Below are 24,743 nucleotides of genomic sequence, written 5' to 3'. Positions count from 1 at the left end.
GGACGTGACCAATGCACGTGTGGAACCGGCAGGATTCGACGACGAACTGGCACCGGAGCCGCCGCCCGGTGAGGGTTTCGAGACCGACTGGCCGGTGCGAACCGGCGACATCGATCCGAACAACCGACTACGGTTCGACGGCGTTGCCCGCTACCTGCAGGACATCGGTACCGACAACCTCGACGCCACTCCCCTGGGCAAGACGGATCCCATGTGGATCGTGCGGCGCACCGTCATCGACGTCTTCGAGCCGATCCATTTCCCGGACCGAGTGCACATGCGGCGCTGGTGTTCGTCGATGTCGACGCGGTGGTCGAACATGCGCGTGGCACTGACGACACCGAAGGGTGGACGCATCGAGACCGAGGGCTTCTGGATCAACATCAGCAAGGACACCGGAATGCCGACCCGCATCAGCGACGGTGCCCTGGAAATGCTGGCGCGAACCACCGATCAACACCGGTTGCGATGGAAGGCATGGCTGACCGAGCCGGTGCCGGCCGAATCGCCCACGGATGTGCAGTTCCCCTTGCGCGCAACCGATATCGATCCGTTCGACCACCTCAACAATGCGGTCTACTGGCACGCGATCGAGGAGTTGCTGGTCGACGTGCCCGAGCTGGCCGCGTCGCCGCACCGCGCCGTCATCGAATACCTGAGCCCGGTACTGGCGGGTGAACGCGTCACTCTGCGCCATCGCTACGACGGCGGCGCGTTGACCGTCTGGTTCGTCGTCACCGGAGCATCGGGCGAGCCCACGGTCCGCACTGTGGCCAAGGTTGCCGCCAGAGCCTGACGGTCGAGCTTGCCGCGCGGCGTACACGGAAGAGCGTCCACGACGGCGATCACCACGGGCAGGCTCGGCCCCGGCAGCACGGTGCGCAGGTGGCGGCGAATCCGAGCCACGGATATCGAATCGGTCTGCCCCACAACAACTCCGGCAGCAGATTCCTCACCGGTTCTGTCGTTGGGCAACCCGACCACCCCGGCCTCGAGCACACCGGGAACTGCGAGCAGGGCCGCCTCGATCGGGGTCAACTCCACCGTGAGACCGGCCCGGACGATCGTCTCGCTGCCGCGGCCGTACAAGGTCAGTCGGCCGTCTTCGACACTGCCGCGATCGCCGACCGTCATCCACCCGTCGACCGGCCCGTTCGTCAGAGTGGTGTGGCCTCCCAATCGGCTCAGGTAGCCGTCGAACAGCATGTCGCTGCGGACATGAAGCAGCTCGTCCCGGATCTCGACCTCGACTCCGTCGAACAGCTGCCCGCTGACCTCGGTGCCTTCGATTTCGCTTCGGTCGTAGGAAACGAAACTCAGCTCCGACGCCCCGTAGAAATGCGTCAGCGCCGCGTTCGGAAGTACCGCCGCCAGAGCGGTCCTCCCCGGTTCCGCCCATCGCGCCGCGGACGAGAGCACTTCACGGACACTGTCCGATCGCACTCCCGAGCGAGCGATGTCCCAAGCAATGGTCGGGACCGAATACAGATGTGTTGCAGCATCTTCGAGGGCCACCGTGGGCTCCCGTAGGTCGACCGTCGCCCCGCGGGTGAGCCCGTGCAGTGCGCCGTAGAGAAAGTGCGTGTGATCGAGAGTGCCCGGTGCGGACACCCGATCTCCCGGACCGAGATCGAACAAGGCATCGGAGCGATCCAGCGTCGCCGCCCACGACGCTTGATTGCGCACGAACAGCTTGGGCGGACCGGTGGTTCCCGAGGTGACGCCCACGAGCAACTCGGAATTCGGTGTGGGGGTGGGGACGGCGGCGGGCGGGCTGGCTGGTATGTCCTCGGGTGCGAACACGTCGACTGCACCCCAACCGTGCACTCTCGCGTGCTGACGCGGGTGCGCGACAATCAGCGAGGGCTCGCAGACCGCCACGACATCGGCGAATTCCTGAGCCAACAAATGCCGATGCAGCAGAACGACACTCACGCCGGCATGCATCGCCGCGACGACGACCACCAACGACCCGATGTCCGACGTCGGCAGTACCGCGATGCGACGCATCCCTGCCACTGCGGTCGCCGTGCGTGTCACCCGGTCCCAGAATTCGCGGTAGGTGACCTCCCCGGTCGCATCGACCACGGCTGCCTCGGGGCGGTCGGAATGCCGCGCTATCCGGGCGGCGAGGAGTTCACTCGTCATCGTGCGGTTCGTCGTCATCGTCATCGTCATCGTCATCGTCATCGTCATCGTCATCGTCATCGACATCGTCATCGTCATCGACATCGACATCGACACCATCGTCATCTACACCGCGCGCGACGAGGGCGTCTCCCATGGCGTCGGCGGTGCGCAGGGCCCGCACCAGGACCGGCGTCGCCAGCGCCGTCATCGACCACTGCAGTCCGCGTGCCTTACGGGCCTGCGACACCTCTTGGACGATGGAGGCGAGCAGCGGGATGCAGCGGATGGCCAGAGCCAGGAGCAGTCCGATGCGATCCGGGTCGACGCCGAAGCGGCGGACGGGGCCGAGCGCTCGGGTGACGGTATCGAGCATGTCGGTCACGCGGGTGGTGAGGGTGACGAGAGCTGCCAGAGCAACGGAGATCACCAGTACCCCACACACCACGACGGCGCGCTGCCAGGTCGTGATGATCACCTGGAAGACACCGATGATCAGCAGCATCCACAGCACCGGACGCAGTTGCGCCAGTGCGACTTTCGCTGGAATGCGAGCCACCGCGAACAACGCCGCGACCAGCAGCGCCACCGCTGCGACCTCGAGCGGAGTGCGCGCGAAGATCACCGTTCCCAGGATCGCGAAGATCAACGCCAGCAGCTTCGATCCCGGGCTCATCCGGTGCAGCAGCGAGGTGCCGGGGCGGTAGAGACCGATCATCCGATCAGCTCCCGATAGGCCGGGACCGCGGCGGCGGGGGTTCCGTCGAACGCGATGCGGCCGTCGTCGATGACGAAGACGCGCTCGAAGCTGTCCAGCAGGGCCAGTTGGTGGGTCACGACGATGACCTGCTGATCCATCGAATCCAGAGCCTGCGCGACGACGCGTCCGTTGCGCAGATCCAGCAGCGTGGTCGGTTCGTCCGCAACGACCACCTCCGGTCGTCGGATGAGGACGGCACCGATCGCCAGCAGTTGCTTCTGTCCACCGGAGAGCAGATGCGCCGGATGGTCGCGGTGCTGATCGAGACGGAAGCGGACGAGAATCTCCTCCACCCGCTCGGCCACCTGCTGTTTGGTCAGCCCGGACCTGCGCAGCGAGAACGCGAGATCCTCGGCGACAGTGGGCATCACGATCTGCGAATCGGGATCGGTGAACACGAACCCGACCTTCTTGCGTACCTGCGCACCCTTCTTGGCGGCGTCGATACCGTCGACCGTGACGCGGCCCGTATCGGGTTTGATCAGACCGTTGATCATCCGCGCGAGCGTCGACTTGCCGGAACCGTTGGAGCCGATGATGCCGATACGGCGCTCGTCGAACTCGAGGTCGATGCCGTGCAGCACCTTCCGTTCTCCGAACGAGTGCGAAATGTTCTCGAACTTGATTGTGCTCATATGACCCTGCTCATGTCGCTCGTTCCACCAGCATCGCTATTCCTTGCCCGCCGCCGATGGCGCAGGCCGCCAGTCCCAGCGCCGGACCCCCGGGTTGCAACATTCGAGAGGCCAACCGTACCAGCAGAATTGCGCCCGAAGCTCCCCACGGATGGCCCATCGCGATGGCTCCACCTTGTGGGCAGATGCGGTCCTCGTCGAGACCCAATTCATCCGAGACCGCGAGCACGACCGACGCAAAAGCCTCGGTGATTTCGATGGTTTCGATGTCGGAGAGGCCCACCCCGGTGCGGGCGAGCAGCTTCTCGATCGCCGGCACCGGACCCAGCCCGGGAAGAGCCGGGTCGGACCCGGCGACGGCACTGCCGAGGATGCGCAACGCCGGCATCCCGGCTGCCCGCTCGGCGGTGGTGACGGCCAGAACCGCTGCGCCGTCGGATATTCCGCACGAATTGCCCGCGGTCACCGTGCCGGCTGGGGTGAACGTGCCGGCTGGGGTGAATGTGGGGCGCAGTCTGCCGAGTCGCTGGGCGGTCATGTTGGGGCGGATGCGCTCGTCGGTTGCGACCTCGTTCACGGTGACGATCTCGGCCGAGAAGTCGCAGGCCGCCGCGCGCGCGAACGACCGTGCAGCGTAAGCATCTTGGCGTTCGCGCCCGATACCGCGGATTCGCGCGAGGTCGTCCGCTGCCACACCCATGTCGGGGTCCTCGAAGCCGGGCGGAACGAACGGCGCTCGGGTGTAGCGGACAGGCTCTTCGCCGTCGACCGGTGGCCAGAACCGCCACGGACTGGTGCTGGCAGATTCGACGCCACCGGCCAGTATCAACGTCTCGTCGCCGCTGCGGATGCGCGACGCGGCCTGCGCCACGGCGTCGAGCCCGGATCCGCACTGCCGATCGACGGTGACTCCGGGAACACCGACACCGAGGCCCGCGAGCAGCGCCGAGACCCGTGCAACATCACCGCCGGGACCGAGGCAGTTGCCGAGAATCACGTCGTCGATCGGGGTATCGAGCGGACTGATCTCTGCTGCAACAGCTTTCAGTACCGGCGCAGCGAGGTTCGGGGCGGTGACATCGGCGAAGCCGTGCCCGGCGATACCGATCGCAGAACGTTTGGCCGCAACGATGACGGGGCTGTACGAAGCAGACACATTCACAGCAGGGCCCTTCGGGCGATCTTGCCGCTCGCGGTGCGGGGCAACTGCTGCACCACCGTCCAGCGTCGCGGCATCGCCTCCTTCGCCATGATTGCGCGAGCGTCGGCGCGCACCAGGTCGAGGTCGCGGGTTCCGTCGAGTTCGATGACGGCTGAGACCGTTTCGCCGAGAACCGCGTGCGGTGTGCCGATCGCTGCCGCTGCTCGGACGCCGTCGAGCCCGGTCAGAATGTTTTCCACGTCCTCGGCGATGACGGTGGTTCCGCCCACGTTGATCGCTGCATCTCCGCGGCCGTGGACGAGGAGTTCGGAGCCGTTCAGTTCGGCCAGATCACCGACGCCGAACCAATCGCGCGCACCCGGCGCGGCGTACGGCGATCGAACGAACAGGTACCCGTCCTCGGTGCGTGCGTCGACATCCCGGAGCAGCCTCAGAGACGATTGTTCGCCCACCACTCTCGCCGCCACCAGAGACAACTCCGCCGAGCCGTAGTACTCGACCAGCCTGACGCCCTGCGCCGAGATCGCTTTCGCGGCAGCGTCATCGAGGCCGGCGCCGGCAGCGACGGCAATCCGCGCACGAGGCATCCGGCGGAGGACGTCACGGAGTACCGCAGGCACCGCATGGACAGCCGTGGCATGCGCGGGATCGTCGGTGACGCACGCCCCCAACCACAGTGCGTGCACCGCGGCGAACAGGTGCATCGTGGCGTGCAGCGGTCCGGTGATGAGCACGGTGTCGGTCGGGCGGATATCGGAAATGTCGGTGAACTCGGGGAAGCTGTCTACCCACGACGCGGCCGTGCGAGCGAGCGGTTTCGGCCGGCCGGTGGAGCCCGAGGTTGCCACCAGCAGGAACGCGTCGGGATCGATGTGCGCAGGGCGCTCGGGACGGGCGGCCGGATCCTCGACTCGGACCGCACTGCCCTGCCTGGCTGCCGCGAAAACACAGATCAACGCGTCCGGCAGCTCCAGTGCTGATGCGTCGTGAAATCGAGCGTCGTGCACCGGGAGGTGAGGCCACTGCTCGACGGCTGCGTCGAGTTCGGCGTAGGTGAGTGTGCGACCCGCCCAGGAGATGGCGGTGTCGTTGTCGCGGCCTCGACCTCGACCTCCCAGCGTGAGAGTCACGCCTTGATCAGGCCCGGGTACGCGCGGTGGACGCTCTTGGCGACGACGGTGGCGACGACGACCTTCGCGATGTCGCCGGGCAGGAACGGTCCGTTGGAGGTGATCGCGGCCCAGACTCCGACGTCGGTGCGCAGGATCAGACCGGCGATGCCGAATACATAGACGACGAGGATGCCACCGACCGCGTTGATCGCCAGGCCGAGCGCGATCGAGTACTTGGGGAGAATGCGGGCGGTGAGCCAGCCGATCAGCAACGCTGCCGGTATCCAGCCGATGAGGTAGCCGACGGTAGGCCCCGCCATGGCGGCGAGACCGGTGCGTCCTCCGGCCAGCAGCGGCAGGCCGATCATCGTCAGGGCGAGGAACACCAGGACCGCGGCCGTGCCCTTCCGGGGTCCGAGGATCGCGCCCGACAGGATGATGCCGAGGGTCTGCAGGGTGATGGGGACGCCCGAGAACCCGACCGTGATCGATCCCGGCAGGCCGAGCGCGGCGATGAGTGCTGCGAACACTGCGATCTGCGCCATGTCGCGGGCGGAGACGTTCATTCGGCTGACCTTACGGCTCGGCTGGCGGGTACTGCTGTCGACATCTGACACGGTGGCTCCTCGTGGAGTGGGGCGGTGACCTGCCCAAGAAACTTGAACGGCGTTCAAGGTAGCAGGCCAGCGGCCTGCGCCATACCGGCACGGGTGTTGTTCAGAAGGGCGGAGGGTCGTATCGGGCGCGGTCGTATCGAACGCGTGCATGGACGACGCAACAGTGTTCCAGGTAGGCCCGCCGCTTCTCCGCCAACTTCTTTCGGTCGATATCCGTTGTCGCAGAACGACAGTCGTTCAGAGTCGGCGGTGTACACCCGCTGTATTCGAGCTCCCAGCGGGTGGGTTCGATAGGGCTCGCTCCCGGCCTGGACGAGGCCCTTCGCCGTCGGCGGGATGCGCGGGGAGTCGCGATCGACAACTCCGGCAACGTGACTCTGCGTAGACCGAGCGAGTTCGACCACAGAATCGCGCCGCCTGCGAGCATCACCGCCGACCACGCCCCCGAGGTCTTGGCCTGATGATGAAACACGCACACCGGCTGAAGATTGGTCACGATCGTCCAGCCACCCCGCGCGGGATCGTCGTGATCGAACGGAACCAGATGATCGATCTGACACCGGGCCGCCGGCACGTCGCAGTTCGGGAAAGTGCACGTGCGATAGGCAGCCCGAACGAATGCCGCGACGCGGGCACCGGGCCGATACGTCACCGCAGACCGCGACGGAGCGGACTCGCCGCCATGACCGTCGGGAAAGATGCCGCGAGCACGCTCGGGCCGTTCGGCAATCCATGCAAGCCACCGTGCGACGAGCCCATCGCGGACAGACTCCTCCCCCGGTAGCGGGAGTGCAGGTGGGAGGCAGTGGGCACCCTCGAGGCGCACAGACGGAAGCTGGGCGGCACCTCGTACCCGACCCATGCCGACCACCCGACGCAGCAACGATGGTGCCGCAGTCGAGAACGGTCCAAACGAACTCGACTGCAAACCCGACCGATCGCCGCTGCGGGAGCCGGTTTGGTCGGGGTCGGAATCACCGAAAGTTGGGCCGCAGTCACGGGGCGACTGCCCGCGGCCGGAGCGCGAAGGACCGCCACCGTCTGAACCGCCGTCGCCTGGGCCGCCGTCATCTGGACCACCGTCGTCCGGGCCACCGCCATCCGGGCCGCCATCGTCCGGGCCACCGCCATCCGGACCGCCATCGTCAGGACCGCCGTCGTCAGGGCCGCCATCGCCTGGACCACTATCAGGGCCGTCATCGTTCGATCCGTCGTCGCCCGTGTTTCTCTGTTCGGGCTTCAGCATCTCGACCAGCTCGGTCAGCAGTGCCTGCCATTTGGCATCGGTGGCAACGATGCGCGCCACTTCGGGGTCGATGGGCGTCCCGTCGGGGAGGGTCGCAGGCTCCGAGGACAGGCCCAGCAATGTCTCCACAGCCACCACGATCTGAAGGAGATGCCCGCGCCGAGGAGGAATATCGTCGACAGCGCCTGCCACCGGGCAGTCGTCGCCGCGATCGCACTGACACGCCAGTGAATGCTCGCCGTGCAGCAACGCCATCAGACCCGCGGCCCGCAGCGTCCCCGTCGATCGTGGGTCGCGCTTACAGACCGTCCCGACGATCTCGGTGATGAGCGCATCCGCCTCTGCCGCTTCGAGATCGGTGATCTTCGCAATGAGCGACGCGATCCCGCCCGGACCGGTGCGATCGATCCGCACGCCGACCTCCTCGGACTTCGCGGTCTCCCGGGCAGCTGCGGCACCGACCGGATCGGCCTTCATCCACAACCGCCAGATCCGATTGCGCAGCGCCTGCGGACGCATCCGGCCACCCGCTGCACACACCTCGTATTCGATCTTCGCGATCGTCTCGTCACTGGCACGATGCAGCACCGAGGTGATCGTCACCACCGTCGACCAGTCGAAGCTGCCGGTGACGAAACGCAAGGCAGTCAACGGCATTCGATGCAAACGCTCCGCGACGTCGTGCACCACGGACGCATCGCGGCGCGTTCCCGTCATCGTCACGGCCAGATCGCACAGGGCACCGCGGACCGTCTCACCCGGATCTCCGCCGGCAGCTTCGGCTGCCTCGAGGCGCATCTCGAGCACGTCGCAGTACGCGAGCACGGTCGCTGCCCGAGCGAGATTCTCGTTGACACGGTTGAGCGCGATGACGTCGAGGAACCCCGCAATGCAGTCGTCGACCGGCGGCGTCTCCGCCGCTCCCCACCCCCCGGTATCGAACATGCATTCGATGCTACGAGAGGGGTACGACAAGAAAATCCGAGAACAATTCGAGTCGAATCGGTATAACTGCAACGGTGGCCAGCTACACCATCCGGGACATCCGCCCGGGCGACGAGGAGCAGCTGGGTACAGCGCACGTGGCGATCTGGAAGGCGACGTACGCGGGAATGATGAACAGCGCTAAGCTCGATGCGATACGCCCTCGCGATCGCATCGAACGATGGGAGCAGATCATCGCCCGCCGCGACGAGGAGTCGAGCCGCGGTGTGCGCACCCGATGCGCCGTCGACACCAGTGATTCACGCATCGTCGGTTTCGCCACCGGCGGCCCACCACGCGACGACAATCCGCCGGCACCGACCGAACTGTGGTCACTGAACGTTGTGCCCGAGCTCCACGGCACCGGCGTCGCAACAGAACTCATGACGACCGTGATCGACCGGGAGGCATCCACCTATCTGTGGGTGGCAGCGGCCAACCATCGTGCGGTGGCGTTCTACCGCAAGCATCGGTTCGAGCTGGACGGCACCGAGAAGTTCGACCCGCTCTGGGAGTGCCTCGAAGCCCGCGTGGTCAGGGCTTGACCGGCGGTTCTCGTCTGGACTCGTCGGGATCGAGCTTCTCGGGGTTCAGTACCACCTCGGCCACCATCGGAGTCGTCTCGACGGTCGAATCGCCGTACCGAACGGCCACCGTGTTCGGCAGGAAAGCTTCCAGCGCACGCGGGGTGATCCACCACAGCAGCGCCGAGAACAGAATCAGAATGTTGACCCACTGCAGAACTGTCGCCGCGTTCTCGGACGGAATCACGCGATCGAACACCTGGATGTTCATCACCAATCCGTGGATGGCGATCAACACCCACAGCCGCCGGTAGCGGTAGAACACCCAGACCGCCGCGGCACCCCAGCACAGAGCCCACAGAAAACCGCCTCCGCCGAAGTACAGATAGAGGAGGCCCCGCATCGTGCCCGACAACGCCATGATCGCCCAGATCGGGACCCGGCCGACGAGCAACAACACCGGCAACGCCACCAGGATCGGCTCCTCCCGTAGACCCACGACGAGAGCGGAAACCACTGCGAGCCAATCGGACTCGACCGAGGCCGGGATCGAGAAGCTGAATCGGACGATGTCCAGCCGCGACAACACGAGCAGCGAAGCAGAAGCGGCACCGATCGCGGCACACCACGTGAGCGCAGCTTCGAACGCGGTCCCACTGCGGGCCGGCCACACCGCAGGCAGCTTCCGACGCCGAACGAACCAGACGATGGCGATCGCGACGGCACCCACCACCACCTGCGTCGCGCCGACAGCGAGATCGGCCCACTGATCCCCTATCGACAGAATCGGGGCCGGCGCGTCGGGCTCACGGAAACGCCACAGCGCACCCATCAGGCCGACCAAGTAGACGACGACCCAACCGGCCACCAAACCCAGGACGATCACGGCGGTACCGGCAGCGGTCAGACCACGCCGAGGCGAGCGCTCGGCAAGCCCCGCGTCGACACCGGTCGTCACCAGGCCACCACCATTCCGCTCGATACAGCACCGCCGAACAGCTTGTCTATCACGCCCGGGCCGAGAATTCAGTACCGTCCTGGCGATACGAGCCGGGGGGTGCCCCTCACGACCGAGGGCCAGGCTCGGGTGTGTCGCTCGAATCCTCACCGCCGACGATGTCGTCTCGCAGTTCCGCAAGCAATCCCTTCTTCGGGGTGCCGCGGCGCGATTCCCGAATGTCGACCATCGCGAGTACCACCAGAACACAGCCGATCGGCCCGCCCTGGAACCAGAAGAACCGAAGGTCCCAGAAGAACAGCGCCAGCACAGCTCCGACGACAATCATGACGATGCTGCGCACATCTCTCGCGTTCATCGCTTCCCTTCCATCGCTTCGGACCACAATCAGGTCAGACCAGGTTCAGTTCGATTGCCGCATCCGCGGCCAGTAGCGCGCCCACCACGAGCAACACCGTCGCCGACACGTCCCCACTCCAGCGATCCACGCGCCGGAGCAGAGTTGGCGTGAGTAACGAAACCCGTTCCTGCGCAAACACTCTGGCGATGAGCAGGATGAGAGCGGGTGAGAGCGTCACGAGCACGTACGCCACGAGCAAGAGCACCGAGAACCCCCACCTCAGGCCGGACTCGACCACCGTGTCGATCGCCGCGAAGTAGGGCAGCATCGTCGCCACCTCCACCGCTGCCACAGCGACGGCGAGAACGACTACCGCGCTGACATTTCTCGGAGGTCGCGTCCACCACGCGCTGCCCGAGTCTCGCCGCCGGCGGTCACAGACCAGACCCATGACCAGAACCGCAAGACCCACCGCCAATCGAGTCCACGCATCACCAGGAATCGCCACACTCAGGCCATCGGCGGCCGCCCACAAGGAGATACCGACCCCGAAGTAGACCAGCCCCAGCACACCCAGATGCAGCAGAACCACACGCACCCGGAACGACGGCCGCAGCATCATCCACAGCGGAACCGCAAGAGTCCCGACGCCGATGCTGTCCATCAGCGCGAGCCCCACCAACTGAATTAACACAGCTGTACCGTAACAGGATTTCAACACAGCCGTGTGGAAAAGATGTCCTCGTGCTAGAACAGACCGATGCCGAAGATCGTCGACCACGACGCACGCCGGGCGGAGATCGTCGCCGCCGTGTGGCGCGTCATCGAGCGATCGGGAATGGACGGGGCGACGGTTCGCAGCGTCGCCGCCGAGGCAGGCGTCTCCCCCGGATCACTGCGGTACTACTTCTCCGACCAAGGAGAACTGGTGCTGTTCGCGGCCGAGGCCATGACGCAACGCGTCGTACATCGGTTGGAGGCGCACCCGACCGATGGTGACGGACCGACGCGAGCGATCCGCGTCCTCGAGGAGTTGCTACCCCTCGACGAGGACCGCCGCGCCGAGGCGTCGGTGTGGTTGGAAGCGATCGTGCGTGCCAGATTCGACGAGCGACTCGCCGCACTCAAGACGGCCGGGTGGTTCGGCAGCCGGTACCTGTGCCGGCTCGCGTGGGCGCACCTGCACGATCTCGACCGCCCGAACTCTCCCGCATTCACCTTCGACCGCGCAGCGGACGAACACGCAGCGGCCGAACTGCATACCTACGTCGACGGCCTGACGCTGCAGGCGGTGACGTATCCCGAGCAACTCGCGACCGAGGAGGTACGTCGGTTGTTGCGCACTTACCTGGAGCCGCGGTCCTGAGTCGAGTCGACAGGGAATCTGCGGCCGTAGTACCACCCGATCACCGCGACGACGACGCCCGCCGCGGCAATGGCACCCAACACCGATCCGAAGCCCGACGCATCCACGACGCGACCGACGGCCATGGGTGCCACGAGAAATCCGATCCGGGACACCAGCGACACGATCGAGATGGCCGCCGCCGAGGACACACCGGGAAGCCGCCCGGCCAGGCTGAAGACAATGGGAAACAGTGGGCTCGCGCCCAGGCCAGCAACTGCGAACGCCCCGATGACCAGGACCGGTAGATCCGCGGCCAGAACCGACAGGCCCAGGATGACGAGGAAAGCCACGGCCACCAGTGACGCGCCTCCGCTCAGCACCGTCGACGGGCCGAACCGGTCGACGATCCGGTCTCCGACCAACCGACCGATCAGCATCGCGGCCGAGAACGCAACGAACGCCATGCCGGCCGAGCCCGGGCCCGCGCCCTCTTCGGTCGTCATGTAGACCGCGCTCCACGACTGCGGAAAGTCCTCCATCAGCCCGGCGAGCAACACCACGGCCCCCAGTAGGGCCAGTGCTGCGGTCGGACGCACGAGAACGGGGCCGGATGCCGGGTCCTCGTGATCGTCGAGCGCCACCGATTCCGGACCCACCAGACCCCGTCCGACGGCAACGAGAACGAGCATCAGCACCACCGCGACCACGCCGAAGTGCGCCACCACCGGCATCCGAATGCCGGCCGCGGCCGCGCCGGTCACTCCCCCGACGACGGCACCGACGCTCCAGGCGGCATGGAAGCCGCTCAGCAGCGACTTCCCCGCTCGTTCCTCCACGAGGACACCCTGCGCGTTCATCGAAATGTCCATCACAGCATCGGCGCCGCCGAGCAGTACGAGCGCCGCCAGCAGCGTCCACCACGACACTGCGACCGCGGGCAGGACGAAGGCCGCGCACAACAGCAGCCCCGAGGCGAGAATGGTCCACCGACTGCCGAACCGTCGGACCGAGGCAGCGGCGACGGGGGCTGCCGCCAGCCCGCCGAGCCCGACACCGGTCAAGGCGAGGCCGAGCGTTGCGACGTCGATCGACAGTGAGTTCTGAATCTCCGGAATGCGGGGAGCCCAGTTCGCGAACACCGCGCCGTTGACGAAGAAGACGACGAGAACGGACAGCCTGGCACCAGTCATATCGATGCGAGCCTATCGTTCGTCGTCGGGCCGGATCCGTTACTCGAGGTAACGTCGATCGGATGCATGTGTCCGACCGCCTCACCGACCGCGTTCCCGAACGCTGGCTCGAGCCCCTCGTCAAGCACGCCGAGGCCCTCAAGTTCCTCATCGTCGGAGCGATCACCTTCGTCGTCACCGTCGTACTGTTCTTCGGCCTGAAGTGGACGATCCTGCAGGACAAGCCGGTGACAGCGAACGTTCTGGCCGTGCTGATCGCGACGATCGTGTCGTACATCCTCAACCGGGAATGGTCGTTCACAGCGCGTGGCGGACGACGTCGTCACCACGAGGCAGCGCTGTTCTTCGCCGTCGCCGGAACCGGCCTGGCAATCAACCAGCTACCGCTCTGGGTGTCGAGTTACGTGCTGGATCTGCGGTCGCCGAACGTGTCCTTCCTCACCGAGAACATCGCCGACTTCGTCAGCGGCTCCATCATCGGCACGTTGCTGGCAACCGCATTCCGATGGTGGGCGATGCGCAAGTTCGTCTTCCCGGAACCGGTGAACGTTCTGGCCGATCCCGCCGCCCTGACCGTTTACGGTGGACGGCATGGCGACCACTAGGACCCTCGTGCTCATGCGGCACGGAAAATCCGGCTACCCCGACGGAGTGCCGGATCACGAACGACCCTTGGCACCGCGCGGCCAACGCGAGGCGGCACTCGCCGGAGCCTGGATCACCGAACACGTCGGCCGCGTCGATGCAGTGCTGTGCTCGACGGCCCTGCGCACCCGCGAAACGCTGGCCGCTACCGGCATGGGCGACGCTCCCACCCGATTCGAGCGAGACATCTACGGCGGATCCGCGGACGAGATCATCGACGAAATCCGCCTTGCGGACACGTACTTCGACGACGTGACCGTCTCGACGCTGCTGGTCGTCGGACACGAACCCGGAATTCCCTGGACCGCACTCGAATTGGCGGCAGACGACGACACCGACGTGGCCCGCGAGGTTCGTCACCGCTTCCCCACCTCGGCAATCGCCGTGCTCACCACCGAGAAGTCGTGGGCAGAGCTCGCAGCAAGCTCGGCCACGATCACCGAGTTCTGCATCCCTCGCGCCGATCAGTAGTCAGTGCTTCCCGATAGTCAGTGCTTGTAGGTAATCAGCGGTTCCTGAGGTACAGGTAGCCGGCACCGCCTGCTGCAATCAACAGGATCAGCGCTGCCGGGAACCCGAGCAGCCACCACACCAGCGCCAGCACCACCAACGCGGGCGCAGCGGCGATCAACGCGATGCCGGGATTCTCTCGAACCGTCTCCAGCGCGGACTGTGCATGCACTCTGTCGATCTTCTTGCCTGCCATGGCGGACTCCCTGTTTCGTATGTCCCGTTTGCGTACTTCCACTGTAGGCGCACCGACAGCAGCTACCCGCGGTCGACGACGGCAATCGTGGCTGTGGACGAATACACCAGACGGTCGGCGGATTCGATCACCCACGATGCCAGGTACCGATTCGTTGCATAGGGGTCCGGCGTCGGCTCGATCTCCAACCGCCGACGTGTCGTACCGTCATCCAACGCGATCGATTCCACGGTCCCGCCGACGGTGGAGTACGCGAGACCGTCGGCGTACGCCGTGATCGGGTAGTAGTCATCGGGATCGTTCTCCCACCGAACCGAACCGGTTCTCAGATCCAATGCCGTCACATGAGCTGTTCCGGGAGCACGTGCGATCACCACATCCCCGACGACAGCTACGCCATTGGTCGACGCCAACAGCGGGCTCGACCACAGAAACTCTCCGGTCGTCCGATCGAACGCACTGTCACCGACGACCATCGGCAGCGACAGGTCCGTTGGATCGTCGATCTCGAGAAAGGGATACACCGGCAGCGGAGCTCTGGCGACAGTTCGACCATCCGAGGCGAGCGCGACGGTACCGGCGTACGTCTGGGACTGCGTACACACCGCCTCGGTCATGATCACCAGTGCCGGTTGCACCCGAAAAGGTTGCGACACGCAACTGTCGGGATAACCCCGGTACCACGTGATCGTTCCAGTGACCGAGTCGAATCCTATTGCCGTCGAACCGAACCGGCCCAGGCCGTAGTTTCCGTCGATGGTGATGACCGGCCCCGGCATACCCGCGTAAATGGCCTCGCCGGGAAATTCGGTGACCCAATCGCGCCCGACATCGTCCACAGAACCCTTGGCGAGCTGCGGTGTTCCCTCGTAACCTGCTTGCGTGACAGTGGAACTGATCGAGTAGAGCGAGAACCCGTCGGTTCCCACAGCGAACACACGTTGCGGCACACGAACAGAACGACCAGCACCGGTCGTGGTGTCCACCGTGACGATCGTCGATTCCGGATTCTCCGACTCGGTGCTGGAGAGGCAGACGAGGTATCCCGACAACGGCCGGTCGGCACAGGAGTCCACCCGGAGATCGTCTCGCCGCCATAGTGTGGATCCATCCGTTGCGTCGAGGCCCACCATCGCGGGAGCGTCGAAATTCCCGGTAGCAGGATCCGGCAGACCCACCGACGCGACATACACCCCGCCCGCATCGATGAATCTCGCTGCGCTGGGATTGAGCCGTCCGCCTGCACCAGGATCACGAAACTGCGCGAATTCGCGGCCGTAGACGGCCTCTGCAGATCTGGACCACTGGACTTCCGGCGCACGCGGAACCGTCGGCGGAGCTGTGGTCGTCCATGAGGGGGCAGTCGCGATTGCCGGGTCGTCGTCCTGCGCGACAACGATCACCGCAGCAGCGACAGTCGCCAACGCCACGGCTCCCGCTGTCCACACCGGCCATCGGGTGCTCACAGGTCCAGGCCCGGTGCCGTCGCGATGGACTCGAGATTGCCGACCGTGACGAGCTCGCCCGCCGATGTCGACGAGATACGGACACGAGTGCCCGACGGCCGGGTCACAGTCACGGTCCTGACGCCGCGCTTCGATCTCTCGGACATCGATTCGTCGGGCAGGCGCACGGTGTCGACCGAGCGATCAGCCGTCGGGTCATATACGTCGGGAATTTCCGGGAGCGGCTGTCCACCCGTGATCGCCACGGTCACAACGCCTTCCGATCCCGGCGTCAGAATTGTTCCGGCTGCACACAACGAGTCGTGGGACAACGAACTCCGTTGCATCGGTGCCAGCGGCTGCTCGAGCACGATCACGGCCCGAAGCGCGCGGATTCGAGCCTGGTCCAGAGCGCGACCGATACGGTCTGCGTCGGCGCGAGTCACCGCTGGTCCATCCTGCGACCCAACTCGCGTGTCACACGGCAGAGGAGGGGGTCGGGTTCCGTCCGGCACCGCTGCACCGATTCGCAGCTCGCTCGACGACACCAGGGAGATCAGGTCGCTCATGGACACTGCTTCGTCCGAAGACACGAACTGGCTTGCGTTGGCCTGCAACGTCGTTCCATCGGATGCGTATGCAGTCGCCGTCCTGACCACCGCTGTTCTACCACCGTCTTCGCCGGTGGACTCTTTCGTGTCCACGACCGTACCGTCGGCTGCGACCTGCCTGCGATCGAGACTGCCACCGACACAGGGCGGTACACCGGCAGTCGACTTCGAGATCGTCACCGTCACGTCGGCACCCCTGCCGTTGCGAATCAGCAACCCGGCGGCAGTGGCGCTCGCGAACATCGACAGATCATCCGTCGGACCATCGCCGACAGAGCTTTCGGACGTGGGACCTTGGACAGGACCGAATCGAAACGCGGATTCGGCACCGAACGCGAACGTACCGGGTGTTGCGAACTCGACGGCGGTCTCGGCCGGCAACGCAGAAACAAGCGCATCGGACAGCGCAGTAGCTTTGCGCCCGGAGAACCATGGATAACGGGGGTCGTCGTAGCGTCCTCCCTCGAGGCGGAAGTACGCCCCTGAGAATTCCCCGGACTCGGGAACGACGACGGCATCACACCCCGGAATCGTGGTCGACGACTCACCCTGGTCGTAGTTCGACGCGCTGAACCCGCTCGACGCAGGCGTATCCGGCAACTCGACGTCCGCAGGACCGGACGCGCGTGACTCCACGACGATGACTCCTGCCGCGACCACAGCGACAGCGACGAAGACCCAGAAAATCTTCGGTTGACGCCCGAGCGCTCCGAGGTGCAACGCGCCGAGGTCTATCACGGCGAGAAGCCTAGCCTGCCGTTCACAAGACTCGACGCTCCACGACTTCAGGTGGAGCTATCGGCCTTCGGTCGAGCTACGACTTTCGGTGGAGCGCAGCGTCGTACCTTCGGCCGAACCACCAGCGACGACGCCTCCGCGGGGGTATCGCGTGCACGTCGGCTGCGGTGAGATCGGGTCCATGGACAATCCGATTCTGCTCACTATCGCGATCTGCGAGATCGGCTTCTGGGCTCTGGTGATCGGCGGCCTGTGCCTGCGCTACCTGGCACGCATGCGACGCGCCAGCACCATCACGCTCGCCCTGCTCCCGGCCCTCGACCTCGTGTTGATTGGGGCGGTGGCGCTCGATCTGCACCGCGGCGGAGACGTCGAATTCGCACACCGCCTCGCCGGCATCTACCTCGGATGGACCGTCGTGTTCGCGCACTCCACTGTCGCCTGGCTCGACGTACGCTTCGCACACCGATTTGCCGGTGGACCCGCACCGGTCAAGGCCCCGAAGACCGGTCCGCAGGCCTACCGCAACGAGATCCGCGGATTCGTGAAGTGGTTGGTCGCCGCGACTATCGCACTGGTGATCACGTACGGCCTCGCGTACACCGTGGCAGACTCGGAGCAGGCAGCGGCACTGAAGACCGTGATCCAGCCACTCGGAGTCATCACGTTCTTCTGGTTCGTCACCGGACCGCTGTGGGTGGCCGGCAAGCACAACTCGAGCTCGAAAGATGCGGCAGGAGAAAGGAGTCGACTCTGATGGTGGGAGGTTCCAGGACACTGGCTGGTTCCAAGACACTGCGCAGGTTTCGACCCGCCTGGCGACCGCGAAATCCAGTGGTGCTGCCGCTCGAAATGTTCCTGGCCACGCTCGTCTACGCCGGATTCCAACTCTCCACCGGCATGGTCGGTGACACCAGAGACGAACTCGTCCGCAGCCCGACCCTGATCGCAGTGGGTATCGCTGCCCTGCTGGCGATGACCGCCGCGACGTGTGTGCGCCGATCGTTTCCCGTCGTGTCGTACCTGTCGGTGGTTGCGATCAGCGTCGCGCTGATTCTGGTTCTGCCGGACCGCACCCTCGGATTCACCCCGCTGTACTGGTTTGCGATCGCCGCGTTGGCAATTCGAGTGACCGGGCCACGCCTGTTCGCTCCCCTCGCCGTCGGCCTCATCCTCGAGACCGTCGTCAGCGTCGACACCCGACTGTCCTTTCCCGATGCCGCAGCCGGACCCGGTGGCACGATCGGGGTGGTGGCCGAGCAGGTCGTGAACCTCGCCGTCAACTACACGGTGCTCATCGCTCTGGGTAAGTACATCGCACGGAACAGAGCCCAGGAGCTCGAGAACGAGGCTGCCCTCCGCCGAGCCGAGATCGAACACCGACAGCAGCTCGACGCGGCGCTGGACAACGAGAGAAAAGCCATGGCGCGCGAACTCCACGACGTTGCGGCTCACCACCTGACCGGCATGCTCATCCAAGCCAAAGCATCGAAGACCCTCATCCCGAGCAACCCCGAGCAGGCACGCGAACTACTCACCGGCGCAATCGGACACGGCCAGCGCACCCTCGACAGCCTGCGCCAGATCGTCGGCATCCTGCGACCGAGCGACACGGCCTACAGCTTCGACACCGACCTCAGCTTCGACACCGACACTGCACCGCAACCGATGATCTCCGACATCGCCGAACTGATCGAACAGTCTCGAATCTCTTTCGAGCGCGTCGAGACGAGCATCGTGGCAGACAAAGAAGATACCGACAGCGCCGTGCAACTGACGTGCTACCGCGTCGTTCAGGAAGCGTTGTCCAATGCCCGAGTCCATGCGCCGAACTGCGTTGTGCGCGTGCAGGTGACCGTGGGTTCGTCGACCGTCGAGGTGACCGTCACCAACACGATGCCGTCGGACGAGACAGAGCAGCGCGAGTCCACAGGACAGGGATTCGGCATTCCGGGTATGCGGGAGCGGGCCGCTCTACTCGGCGGGACCCTCGACGCCGGATTTTCCGACGACCGAACGACGTGGACCGTGCACGCTCGACTGCCCGTCGGCGGAAAGATCTCTCGGGCGCAGGAGGTGCCGGCATGATCACCGTTCTGATCGCGGACGATCAACCCGTGGTTCGGCAGGGATTCGAGCTGTTCCTGGCGGGCCATCCCGACATCGAAGTGGTCGGGCACGCGCACTCGGGAAGACATGCCGTGCAACAGGTATCGACCCTGAAACCGGACGTCGTGCTGATGGACATCAGGATGCCGAACGGTGACGGGCTGACCGCAACGCGCGAGATACTGGCGCAGTTCGACAACGTTCGCGTCATCGTCGTCACCACGTTCGACCTCGACGAGTACGTGTTCGCTGCCCTCGATGCCGGGGCGTCGGGCTTCCTGCTCAAGGACACCGATCCCGACGAACTCGCCGACGCGGTGGTCACCGTCGCCTGCGGCGGAGCGGTGCTCTCTCCTCGACTGACCCCGCGCCTGATGACCGAGTTCGCCCGCCGCGGCGCGCCGAGTCGGCCCAACTCCGTTCCGCCGCAACACGACCTGAGCCTGCGAGAAATGGAAGTGGTGCAACTACTGGCGCAGGGCCTGGGCAACAACGAGATCGCGCGGGAACTGCAACTCGAACAGAGCACGGTGAAGACCCACATCGGTAACATCTGCCGCAAACTCGACGTGAAAACCCGAGTGCACGTGGTGATCTGGGCCTACCGCAACGGCCTCGTGAGCAGCCGGTAGAGCTAGGCCGCCTTTCGCTCCTCGTCATCGGCAGTCTCATCGGCGCGCTCGACCAGCGAGGCAGAGTGGTCGGTGTATTGGAAGTGCGGTCGCTTGTCGCCGATGTACGAGGTCATCCACGACACCACCGCGACGTAGCGGTTCCGGAAGCCGACCAGGTACATCAGGTGCACCGCGAGCCACATGAGCCAGGCGATCGGGCCCGACATGTCGACCTTGCCGAACAGTCGCGCCACCGCACTGAACCGGCCGACGATCGACATACTGCCCTTGTCGGTGTACTCGAACGGTGTTCCCGCGTCGACCTTTCCGATGATCATCTTCGCCACGTGCCTGCCCTGCTGCATCGCGACCGGCGACTGTCCGGGGAGCTTGTGCAGCGACGTCACGTCGCCGATCGCGTAGATGTCCTTCGCCGAGCCGACCGTCAGATCGTCGTGCACGAGAAGGCGTCCGGCACGGTCGGTCTCGCACCCGGTGCGCTCGGCGATCGTGGCCGCGAGGTCGCTGGCCTGAACGCCTGCCGACCAGATGACAGTCTTGGCCGGGTAGGTACGCGAGGTCTTGGTGTCGACATCCTGCACCGTGACGACGTCGTCGGCGATGTCGGTGACCATGGCCCCGGTGACGACGTCGACGCCGGACTTCTCGAGCTTCGTACGGGCGTACGCGCTGAGCTTGCCGCCGAATGCGGGCAGAACTTCCTTGACTCCGTCGACGAGGGTGACGGTGACGTCGTCGGGTTCGATATCCGGGAACGATCCGGCGAAATAGCGGTGCGCGAGATCCCTGATCTGACCGGCCAGCTCGACACCCGTCGCGCCTGCACCGACAACGACGAAGCTCAGCAATTCCTTGCGAGCAGCCGAATCGGTTGTCAGGTGCGCAGTCTCGTAGCAGCTGAGAATCTGCTCACGCAGAGCGATCGCGTCGTCGACGGTCTTGAGCGCGAACGTGCGGTCCTTGAACTCGTCGCGGCCGAAGTACGCCTGCGTGGCACCCGTGGCGACGATCAATCGACCGAAGCCGATGGTGTGGCTCTGCCCGGCACCGATATAGGTGACCTGGTGAGCATCGGGATCGACATCGACGACGCGTCCGAGACGCACGTCGGCCGACTCGTACTGAGAGAGGATGCGCCTGATCGGAGGGGCGATCTCGCCGGTCGAGAGCATTCCGGTGGCGGCCTGGTAGAGCAGCGGCTGAAAGAGGTGTTCGGTGGTGCTGGAGATCAGCGAGAACGTCACACCGGCCTTGCCCAGAGACTTGGCGGCAGCCAATGCTCCGAATCCCGATCCCACGATGACGACGTCGTACGTTTGCACAGCACTTTCCTTTTCGGCTCGAGTCTTTTCCTCTACGAAGAACTACCTCCATGAAACTCCGACCGCGATGCTCTATCAACGCGGAAGTTGAAATAGCATCTATGAGTAGAACTCATGATTGGATGTCTACATGGAACTGCGGCAGCTGAAGTACTTCCTCGCGGTCGGCGAGGAACTGAACTTCTCACGCGCTGCCGAACGCTGCTACGTCTCGCAATCGGCGATCAGTCTGCAGATCTCCAAGCTCGAACGAGAAATCGGTGAGCCGCTGTTCGAGCGGACCTCTCGTACCGTTCGATTGACCGTTGTCGGAGCACAATTGGTCTCCATTGCCCGGCACATGGTGGAGCTCGAGCAGGCCGCCCTGGCACTGACGACGCGCAAGCGGAACCAGCTGCGCCTGACCGGAAACATGACGTTCGCAGCGAACGCCATCTCCGCCATCGTCGCGGTCCGCGAGCGCCATCCCGACGCCGAGATCGACTTCGTGCTGAAACGATTCGCAGAACAGATCGAAGCGGTGACATCCGGCGACTGCCAGGTGGCGCTGATCCGCGGCAGCGTCGAACGCTCCGGTCTGCACGTGACCGAACTGTGGACCGAGGACCTCGTCGTCGTCCTCCCCGAGGGTCATCCTCTGGCGGGTGAAGACAACCCGAGCCTGAGCCAGCTCGCCGGCTACCCCCTGCTACTTCCCAAACGGAGCGAGCAAATCCTGTTGCACCGGGTGATCGAACGCGAGATGAAGCGCAGCGGGCTGCCATTGAGCTTCGGCCCACCCGTGGCGTCCGATCACACCGCCAGCGCCGAGCTCCTCAAGAACCCGCAATGCTGGTCCATCCTGTACGCCAGCACCGCCGACAGCACCCCCAAGACCGGCCTGGTCTTCCGCACCGAAGCCGACCGCAGGCTGCGGCTCCCGGTCTCGGCCGTCGTCGACGCGACCGTGCCCGCCACCGATATCCAGCGCGACCTCGTGGCGGCCCTGGCTGCGACAGCACCGGTTCAGCCCGCCACCCCTGCGAGCTGAGCGAACGCGGCATCGGCGTCGAACAATTCGGCGCGATCGTATGTGGACGTCGAGGCCATGATCTCGTTCGCGCCGGTGCGCTCGACAACCTCCTCCAACCGAGAACGGACCTGCCCGATCGTGCCGAGGATGCTCGACGCCAACGACGCCTCGATTCGGTTCCGTGTCTGCGGCGTCCACTGCGATTCGTCGATCGCAGACGCTCGTTCCAGAGCTGGGAACTCGCCCTCGCGCCTGGACCTGGCCATCGCCCATGCCTCCGGCACGGCCAACCTACGTGCATCCTCGGCGTCGGCTGCGATCGTCACGTCGAGCGAGATGATCACGTACGGTTCGGGATTCGAGGGCGTGGGCCTAAAGTGCTTGCGATACAACGCCAACGGATGATCCTTCTGCAGCACCGGTCCACCGACGACCACCGGAAGCCCGGCGCGAGCGGCCACCTCGAGACCGGCTCCGGTGGCGAGGACGAACACCGGTGGAGCAGCGGTGGCAGGGCGGGCCGTCACCGGTGCCGAACCGTCCAGATACGAACGCAATTCGGCGATGTCGGACTCGAACGTGTCGGGCGCGTCACGGTCTCGGCGCAATGCTGCGCGGACCGGTTCGGTGAATCCGAGGGAGCGGCCGACTCCGAGGTCGATTCGGCCCGGAAAGAGGGACTCCAACATCAGGAACTGCTCGGCCACGATCAGGGGCTGATGATTGGGCAGCATCACCCCGCCGGATCCGACGCGAATGCGCGAGGTGCGCGACGCCACCCCCGCAGCAAGTACCGCGGGCGCGCCCGACGCGATACCGGGAACGCCGTGATGCTCGGCCACCCAGAACCGGTGCAGCCCGATCTTCTCCGCATGCACCGCTCGTTCGACGGTATGCCGCAGCGCCGAGGCGTCGTCCATTCCGGACCGAGTGCGGGATCTGTCGAGCAGTGAGAGGAACACGGATATGTCAACCGACGAGGCGTCGGGCATATTTCTCGAAGTGTTCGTTCATAGCGGACCGATGATGTCCGCAATAGCGCTCATCATCGGTTCATGAACCTCACCATGAAGCTCGAACTTGTCACCCTGGCAGTCACCGACGTCGATCGCGCCAAGGGCTTCTACGTCTCGATCGGCTTCAATGCCGACCACGATGCGCGCCCCTGGGACGGGATCCGGTACGTCCAGCTCACTCCCCCGGGATCGGCGTGCTCCATCGCGATCGGTGAGGGCATCACCGACGCCGAACCGGGCAAGGGAGCGGGGATTCTGATGGTCGTGGACGACGTCCAGGAGGCCTACGAGCACCTCACGTCGGCGGGTCTGACCATCGATCCACCCGAGGACGAGGGCTGGGGCACGTTCGTCTACTTCGCCGACCCCGACGGAAACAAGTGGTCGGTGCAGCAGTTGCCCGCACAGCCTTGAACCGCGCAGCCCTGAACCTAGTGCCGAAACTGCAGCCGAGCCAGGATGCCGCGGTGGTCGGAACCGGTGATCGTCACCGGCTCGACCGATCGAACCGCCATGTCCGCCACCAGAACATGGTCGATGGCGATGACGGGTGGGTACCAGGTGTGCGCCGGATACGTCCTGAGCATCCCGGCCCCGGTGGCCACCGCGGCATCGACGAACCGGCCGTCCTGTAGATCTCGGTACCGCCGATGATCCTGCGTCGCGTTGAAGTCGCCGGCCACCACCACGGGACCGTCGTCGACGGGGATCTTGGCCAGTAGTTGACGCAGCAGCGCGAGCTCGCGAACCCACTCGGACGGCTCCCGCGGCCACGGCGGCACCGGGTGAACCGCGAACACCAGCGGCCGACCCGGCATCTCCACCCGTGCAGAGAGCAATTCGGTGACAAAACCGTCGTGCCGCTGCTCGTCGACGAGCGGGAAGCGGCTGTAGATGCCGGTACCTTCGCCGCCGGGGGCGGCGCTGACGTACGCGTGCGGCAACGAGCCGGACAGTCTCGGGCGAAGACGGGCCTCGGCCTCGGGCGTCAGTTCTACGAGAGTGAGCACGTCCGGGCGGTGTTGCTCGACCAGCGCAACCAACGCGTCGAGATCGGCCTGTCCCAGCCAGATGTTGGCGTGCAGGACCGTCAGAGTCGGTGCCTCGGTCGTCGTCCGGGAGCGGTGTCTGTGTAGTGGACGGTGCCTCTGCAGCGGCAGCTGCGTTGCGATGGCACCCGTCAGTACAGCCGCCCCCGCAGCCAGCCCCCACCACCCGAACGCCACGGCCGCGAGTGCAGTGCCGGGCACCGCGGCGAGCATGAGGACATGTGCCAAAGACGCGGCAACGAGCATCGCCTGCCCCCGCGCGTCGACGAGGTGCGCCACGATGCCGAGTACCGCTGCGAAGAGCAGTAACAGGGCCAACGATGCCGAAACCATGAGCGGAAGTCTTACAGGCAAACCTGAGGCCGAGCTGGGAAGCATCCTCGAGACCGACCGAACTGTTCGCTTTCTCGCCGCAAACACGACAGAATCGACAACGCTGTCCGTGAGTCAAG

The 24,743-nt window shown here is 65.4% G+C and carries 26 protein-coding genes and 1 pseudogene; 10 read left to right on the top strand and 17 right to left on the bottom strand.

The window, feature by feature from the left end; all coding sequences use genetic code 11:
* Positions 1–4: 4 nt before the first annotated feature.
* Entirely contained in the window at positions 5–796 is a 792-nt protein-coding gene (locus CH291_RS15755; RefSeq protein WP_373455133.1) for an acyl-[acyl-carrier-protein] thioesterase, read from the top strand.
* Here CH291_RS15755 and CH291_RS15750 read toward each other — a convergent pair.
* From CH291_RS15750 to CH291_RS26560, 7 genes and pseudogenes are all read right to left on the bottom strand, one after another.
* Positions 700–2,253, bottom strand: coding sequence for an AMP-binding protein (locus CH291_RS15750; protein ID WP_256980864.1), 1,554 nt, complete (start codon positions 2,251–2,253; stop codon positions 700–702). The genes CH291_RS15755 and CH291_RS15750 overlap by 97 nt on opposite strands.
* Positions 2,246–2,845 (bottom strand): annotated as a pseudogene (locus tag CH291_RS15745) (energy-coupling factor transporter transmembrane component T family protein); the annotation flags it as partial. The gene CH291_RS15750 and the pseudogene CH291_RS15745, both read right to left, overlap by 8 nt.
* Entirely contained in the window at positions 2,842–3,522 is a 681-nt protein-coding gene (locus CH291_RS15740) for an energy-coupling factor ABC transporter ATP-binding protein (protein WP_094687976.1), read from the bottom strand. The gene CH291_RS15740 and the pseudogene CH291_RS15745, both read right to left, overlap by 4 nt.
* Before the next feature lie 10 nt (positions 3,523–3,532).
* A complete protein-coding gene (locus CH291_RS15735) occupies positions 3,533–4,684 on the bottom strand; it encodes a thiolase family protein (protein ID WP_094687975.1) in 1,152 nt (383 codons plus the stop codon).
* Positions 4,681–5,814: an AMP-binding protein gene (locus CH291_RS15730; RefSeq protein WP_094687974.1), complete on the bottom strand. Its 1,134-nt coding sequence runs from the start codon at positions 5,812–5,814 to the stop codon at positions 4,681–4,683. Before CH291_RS15730 ends, CH291_RS15735 begins: the two co-directional genes overlap by 4 nt.
* Positions 5,811–6,341: a biotin transporter BioY gene (locus tag CH291_RS15725; protein WP_068053445.1), complete on the bottom strand. Its 531-nt coding sequence runs from the start codon at positions 6,339–6,341 to the stop codon at positions 5,811–5,813. Before CH291_RS15725 ends, CH291_RS15730 begins: the two co-directional genes overlap by 4 nt.
* 172 nt (positions 6,342–6,513) lie before the next feature.
* On the bottom strand, positions 6,514–8,604 hold the full coding sequence (locus CH291_RS26560) for an HNH endonuclease signature motif containing protein (protein WP_143545932.1): 2,091 nt from the start codon (positions 8,602–8,604) through the stop codon (positions 6,514–6,516).
* A gap of 74 nt (positions 8,605–8,678) precedes the next feature.
* On the opposite strand from CH291_RS26560, the gene CH291_RS15715 reads away from it, so the two are divergent.
* On the top strand, positions 8,679–9,188 hold the full coding sequence (locus CH291_RS15715; RefSeq protein ID WP_094687973.1) for a GNAT family N-acetyltransferase: 510 nt from the start codon (positions 8,679–8,681) through the stop codon (positions 9,186–9,188).
* On the opposite strand, the gene CH291_RS15710 is transcribed toward CH291_RS15715, so the two are convergent.
* The 3 genes from CH291_RS15710 to CH291_RS15700 all read right to left on the bottom strand — a co-directional run bounded on the left by CH291_RS15710 (position 9,178) and on the right by CH291_RS15700 (position 11,159).
* Positions 9,178–10,125, bottom strand: a complete 948-nt coding sequence (locus CH291_RS15710) for a CPBP family intramembrane glutamic endopeptidase (RefSeq protein WP_256980863.1) — start codon at positions 10,123–10,125, stop codon at positions 9,178–9,180. The two genes, CH291_RS15715 and CH291_RS15710, sit on opposite strands and share 11 nt — an antisense overlap.
* Before the next feature lie 106 nt (positions 10,126–10,231).
* On the bottom strand, positions 10,232–10,483 hold the full coding sequence (locus tag CH291_RS15705) for a hypothetical protein (RefSeq protein ID WP_094687972.1): 252 nt from the start codon (positions 10,481–10,483) through the stop codon (positions 10,232–10,234).
* Between the two features lie 34 nt (positions 10,484–10,517).
* The gene (locus tag CH291_RS15700; RefSeq protein WP_143545931.1) at positions 10,518–11,159 is read right to left on the bottom strand and encodes a GAP family protein; all 642 of its coding nucleotides are present in this window, start codon (positions 11,157–11,159) and stop codon (positions 10,518–10,520) included.
* A gap of 66 nt (positions 11,160–11,225) precedes the next feature.
* Between CH291_RS15700 and CH291_RS15695 the strand changes: the two genes are divergently transcribed.
* The gene (locus tag CH291_RS15695) at positions 11,226–11,831 is read left to right on the top strand and encodes a TetR/AcrR family transcriptional regulator (protein WP_094687970.1); all 606 of its coding nucleotides are present in this window, start codon (positions 11,226–11,228) and stop codon (positions 11,829–11,831) included.
* Here the strand turns inward: CH291_RS15695 and CH291_RS15690 are convergent.
* Positions 11,810–13,003 carry an MFS transporter gene (locus tag CH291_RS15690; RefSeq protein ID WP_094687969.1) on the bottom strand — a complete coding sequence of 398 codons (1,194 nt, stop codon included), beginning with the start codon at positions 13,001–13,003 and terminating at the stop codon, positions 11,810–11,812. The two genes, CH291_RS15695 and CH291_RS15690, sit on opposite strands and share 22 nt — an antisense overlap.
* 62 nt (positions 13,004–13,065) lie before the next feature.
* On the opposite strand from CH291_RS15690, the gene CH291_RS15685 reads away from it, so the two are divergent.
* Positions 13,066–13,608 carry a GtrA family protein gene (locus tag CH291_RS15685; RefSeq protein ID WP_068053418.1) on the top strand — a complete coding sequence of 181 codons (543 nt, stop codon included), beginning with the start codon at positions 13,066–13,068 and terminating at the stop codon, positions 13,606–13,608.
* Positions 13,595–14,119 (top strand): SixA phosphatase family protein, encoded by a 525-nt coding sequence (locus CH291_RS15680; protein ID WP_094688095.1) that lies wholly within the window; start codon positions 13,595–13,597, stop codon positions 14,117–14,119. Before CH291_RS15685 ends, CH291_RS15680 begins: the two co-directional genes overlap by 14 nt.
* 34 nt (positions 14,120–14,153) lie before the next feature.
* On the opposite strand, the gene CH291_RS15675 is transcribed toward CH291_RS15680, so the two are convergent.
* The 3 genes from CH291_RS15675 to CH291_RS15665 form a co-directional block, all read right to left on the bottom strand.
* Positions 14,154–14,354, bottom strand: a complete 201-nt coding sequence (locus tag CH291_RS15675) for a hypothetical protein (RefSeq protein WP_068053408.1) — start codon at positions 14,352–14,354, stop codon at positions 14,154–14,156.
* Between the two features lie 62 nt (positions 14,355–14,416).
* Positions 14,417–15,820 (bottom strand): outer membrane protein assembly factor BamB family protein, encoded by a 1,404-nt coding sequence (locus tag CH291_RS15670; RefSeq protein ID WP_094687968.1) that lies wholly within the window; start codon positions 15,818–15,820, stop codon positions 14,417–14,419.
* On the bottom strand, positions 15,817–17,148 hold the full coding sequence (locus CH291_RS15665; protein WP_094687967.1) for a hypothetical protein: 1,332 nt from the start codon (positions 17,146–17,148) through the stop codon (positions 15,817–15,819). Before CH291_RS15665 ends, CH291_RS15670 begins: the two co-directional genes overlap by 4 nt.
* Positions 17,149–17,329: 181 nt before the next feature.
* Here CH291_RS15665 and CH291_RS15660 point away from each other — a divergent pair, with 181 nt between their 5' ends.
* The 3 genes from CH291_RS15660 to CH291_RS15650 all read left to right on the top strand — a co-directional run bounded on the left by CH291_RS15660 (position 17,330) and on the right by CH291_RS15650 (position 19,889).
* On the top strand, positions 17,330–17,905 hold the full coding sequence (locus CH291_RS15660) for a hypothetical protein (protein ID WP_068053415.1): 576 nt from the start codon (positions 17,330–17,332) through the stop codon (positions 17,903–17,905).
* Between the two features lie 80 nt (positions 17,906–17,985).
* Positions 17,986–19,236 (top strand): sensor histidine kinase, encoded by a 1,251-nt coding sequence (locus CH291_RS15655; RefSeq protein WP_179276559.1) that lies wholly within the window; start codon positions 17,986–17,988, stop codon positions 19,234–19,236.
* Positions 19,233–19,889 carry a response regulator transcription factor gene (locus CH291_RS15650; RefSeq protein ID WP_094687965.1) on the top strand — a complete coding sequence of 219 codons (657 nt, stop codon included), beginning with the start codon at positions 19,233–19,235 and terminating at the stop codon, positions 19,887–19,889. The genes CH291_RS15655 and CH291_RS15650 overlap by 4 nt, the downstream gene beginning before the upstream one ends.
* A 2-nt stretch (positions 19,890–19,891) precedes the next feature.
* On the opposite strand, the gene CH291_RS15645 is transcribed toward CH291_RS15650, so the two are convergent.
* Positions 19,892–21,214: an NAD(P)/FAD-dependent oxidoreductase gene (locus CH291_RS15645; RefSeq protein WP_094687964.1), complete on the bottom strand. Its 1,323-nt coding sequence runs from the start codon at positions 21,212–21,214 to the stop codon at positions 19,892–19,894.
* Positions 21,215–21,344: 130 nt separating this feature from the next.
* On the opposite strand from CH291_RS15645, the gene CH291_RS15640 reads away from it, so the two are divergent.
* A complete protein-coding gene (locus CH291_RS15640) occupies positions 21,345–22,244 on the top strand; it encodes a LysR family transcriptional regulator (protein ID WP_068053390.1) in 900 nt (299 codons plus the stop codon).
* On the opposite strand, the gene CH291_RS15635 is transcribed toward CH291_RS15640, so the two are convergent.
* Positions 22,220–23,188, bottom strand: coding sequence for an MsnO8 family LLM class oxidoreductase (locus CH291_RS15635; protein WP_179276558.1), 969 nt, complete (start codon positions 23,186–23,188; stop codon positions 22,220–22,222). The genes CH291_RS15640 and CH291_RS15635 overlap by 25 nt on opposite strands.
* 93 nt (positions 23,189–23,281) lie before the next feature.
* Here CH291_RS15635 and CH291_RS15630 point away from each other — a divergent pair, with 93 nt between their 5' ends.
* The gene (locus tag CH291_RS15630; protein WP_094687962.1) at positions 23,282–23,656 is read left to right on the top strand and encodes a VOC family protein; all 375 of its coding nucleotides are present in this window, start codon (positions 23,282–23,284) and stop codon (positions 23,654–23,656) included.
* A 17-nt stretch (positions 23,657–23,673) separates the two neighbouring features.
* Here the strand turns inward: CH291_RS15630 and CH291_RS15625 are convergent, their stop codons facing one another.
* Entirely contained in the window at positions 23,674–24,624 is a 951-nt protein-coding gene (locus tag CH291_RS15625) for an endonuclease/exonuclease/phosphatase family protein (protein ID WP_179276557.1), read from the bottom strand.
* Positions 24,625–24,743: the final 119 nt, after the last annotated feature.

The organism is Rhodococcus sp. 14-1411-2a, assembly GCF_002259485.1.
In the GTDB taxonomy this organism is placed as follows: domain Bacteria; phylum Actinomycetota; class Actinomycetes; order Mycobacteriales; family Mycobacteriaceae; genus Rhodococcoides.
Note: the sequence above shows the minus strand (reverse complement) of the source record. Positions and strands in the feature narration are given on the sequence as shown.

What these genes read in the sequence shown, in the direction of transcription:
- CH291_RS26560 (WP_143545932.1), bottom strand. Translation starts at nt 8,604, where the DNA reads ATGTTCGATACCGGGGGGTGGGGAGCGGCGGAGACGCCGCCGGTCGAC.
- CH291_RS15675 (WP_068053408.1), bottom strand. Translation starts at nt 14,354, where the DNA reads ATGGCAGGCAAGAAGATCGACAGAGTGCATGCACAGTCCGCGCTGGAG.
- CH291_RS15660 (WP_068053415.1), top strand. Translation starts at nt 17,330, where the DNA reads ATGGACAATCCGATTCTGCTCACTATCGCGATCTGCGAGATCGGCTTC.
- CH291_RS15640 (WP_068053390.1), top strand. Translation starts at nt 21,345, where the DNA reads ATGGAACTGCGGCAGCTGAAGTACTTCCTCGCGGTCGGCGAGGAACTG.
- CH291_RS15705 (WP_094687972.1), bottom strand. Translation starts at nt 10,483, where the DNA reads ATGAACGCGAGAGATGTGCGCAGCATCGTCATGATTGTCGTCGGAGCT.
- CH291_RS15695 (WP_094687970.1), top strand. Translation starts at nt 11,226, where the DNA reads ATGCCGAAGATCGTCGACCACGACGCACGCCGGGCGGAGATCGTCGCC.
- CH291_RS15625 (WP_179276557.1), bottom strand. Translation starts at nt 24,624, where the DNA reads ATGGTTTCGGCATCGTTGGCCCTGTTACTGCTCTTCGCAGCGGTACTC.
- CH291_RS15750 (WP_256980864.1), bottom strand. Translation starts at nt 2,253, where the DNA reads ATGACGATGGTGTCGATGTCGATGTCGATGACGATGACGATGTCGATG.
- CH291_RS15740 (WP_094687976.1), bottom strand. Translation starts at nt 3,522, where the DNA reads ATGAGCACAATCAAGTTCGAGAACATTTCGCACTCGTTCGGAGAACGG.
- CH291_RS15680 (WP_094688095.1), top strand. Translation starts at nt 13,595, where the DNA reads ATGGCGACCACTAGGACCCTCGTGCTCATGCGGCACGGAAAATCCGGC.
- CH291_RS15630 (WP_094687962.1), top strand. Translation starts at nt 23,282, where the DNA reads ATGAACCTCACCATGAAGCTCGAACTTGTCACCCTGGCAGTCACCGAC.
- CH291_RS15725 (WP_068053445.1), bottom strand. Translation starts at nt 6,341, where the DNA reads ATGGCGCAGATCGCAGTGTTCGCAGCACTCATCGCCGCGCTCGGCCTG.
- CH291_RS15690 (WP_094687969.1), bottom strand. Translation starts at nt 13,003, where the DNA reads ATGACTGGTGCCAGGCTGTCCGTTCTCGTCGTCTTCTTCGTCAACGGC.
- CH291_RS15650 (WP_094687965.1), top strand. Translation starts at nt 19,233, where the DNA reads ATGATCACCGTTCTGATCGCGGACGATCAACCCGTGGTTCGGCAGGGA.
- CH291_RS15685 (WP_068053418.1), top strand. Translation starts at nt 13,066, where the DNA reads ATGCATGTGTCCGACCGCCTCACCGACCGCGTTCCCGAACGCTGGCTC.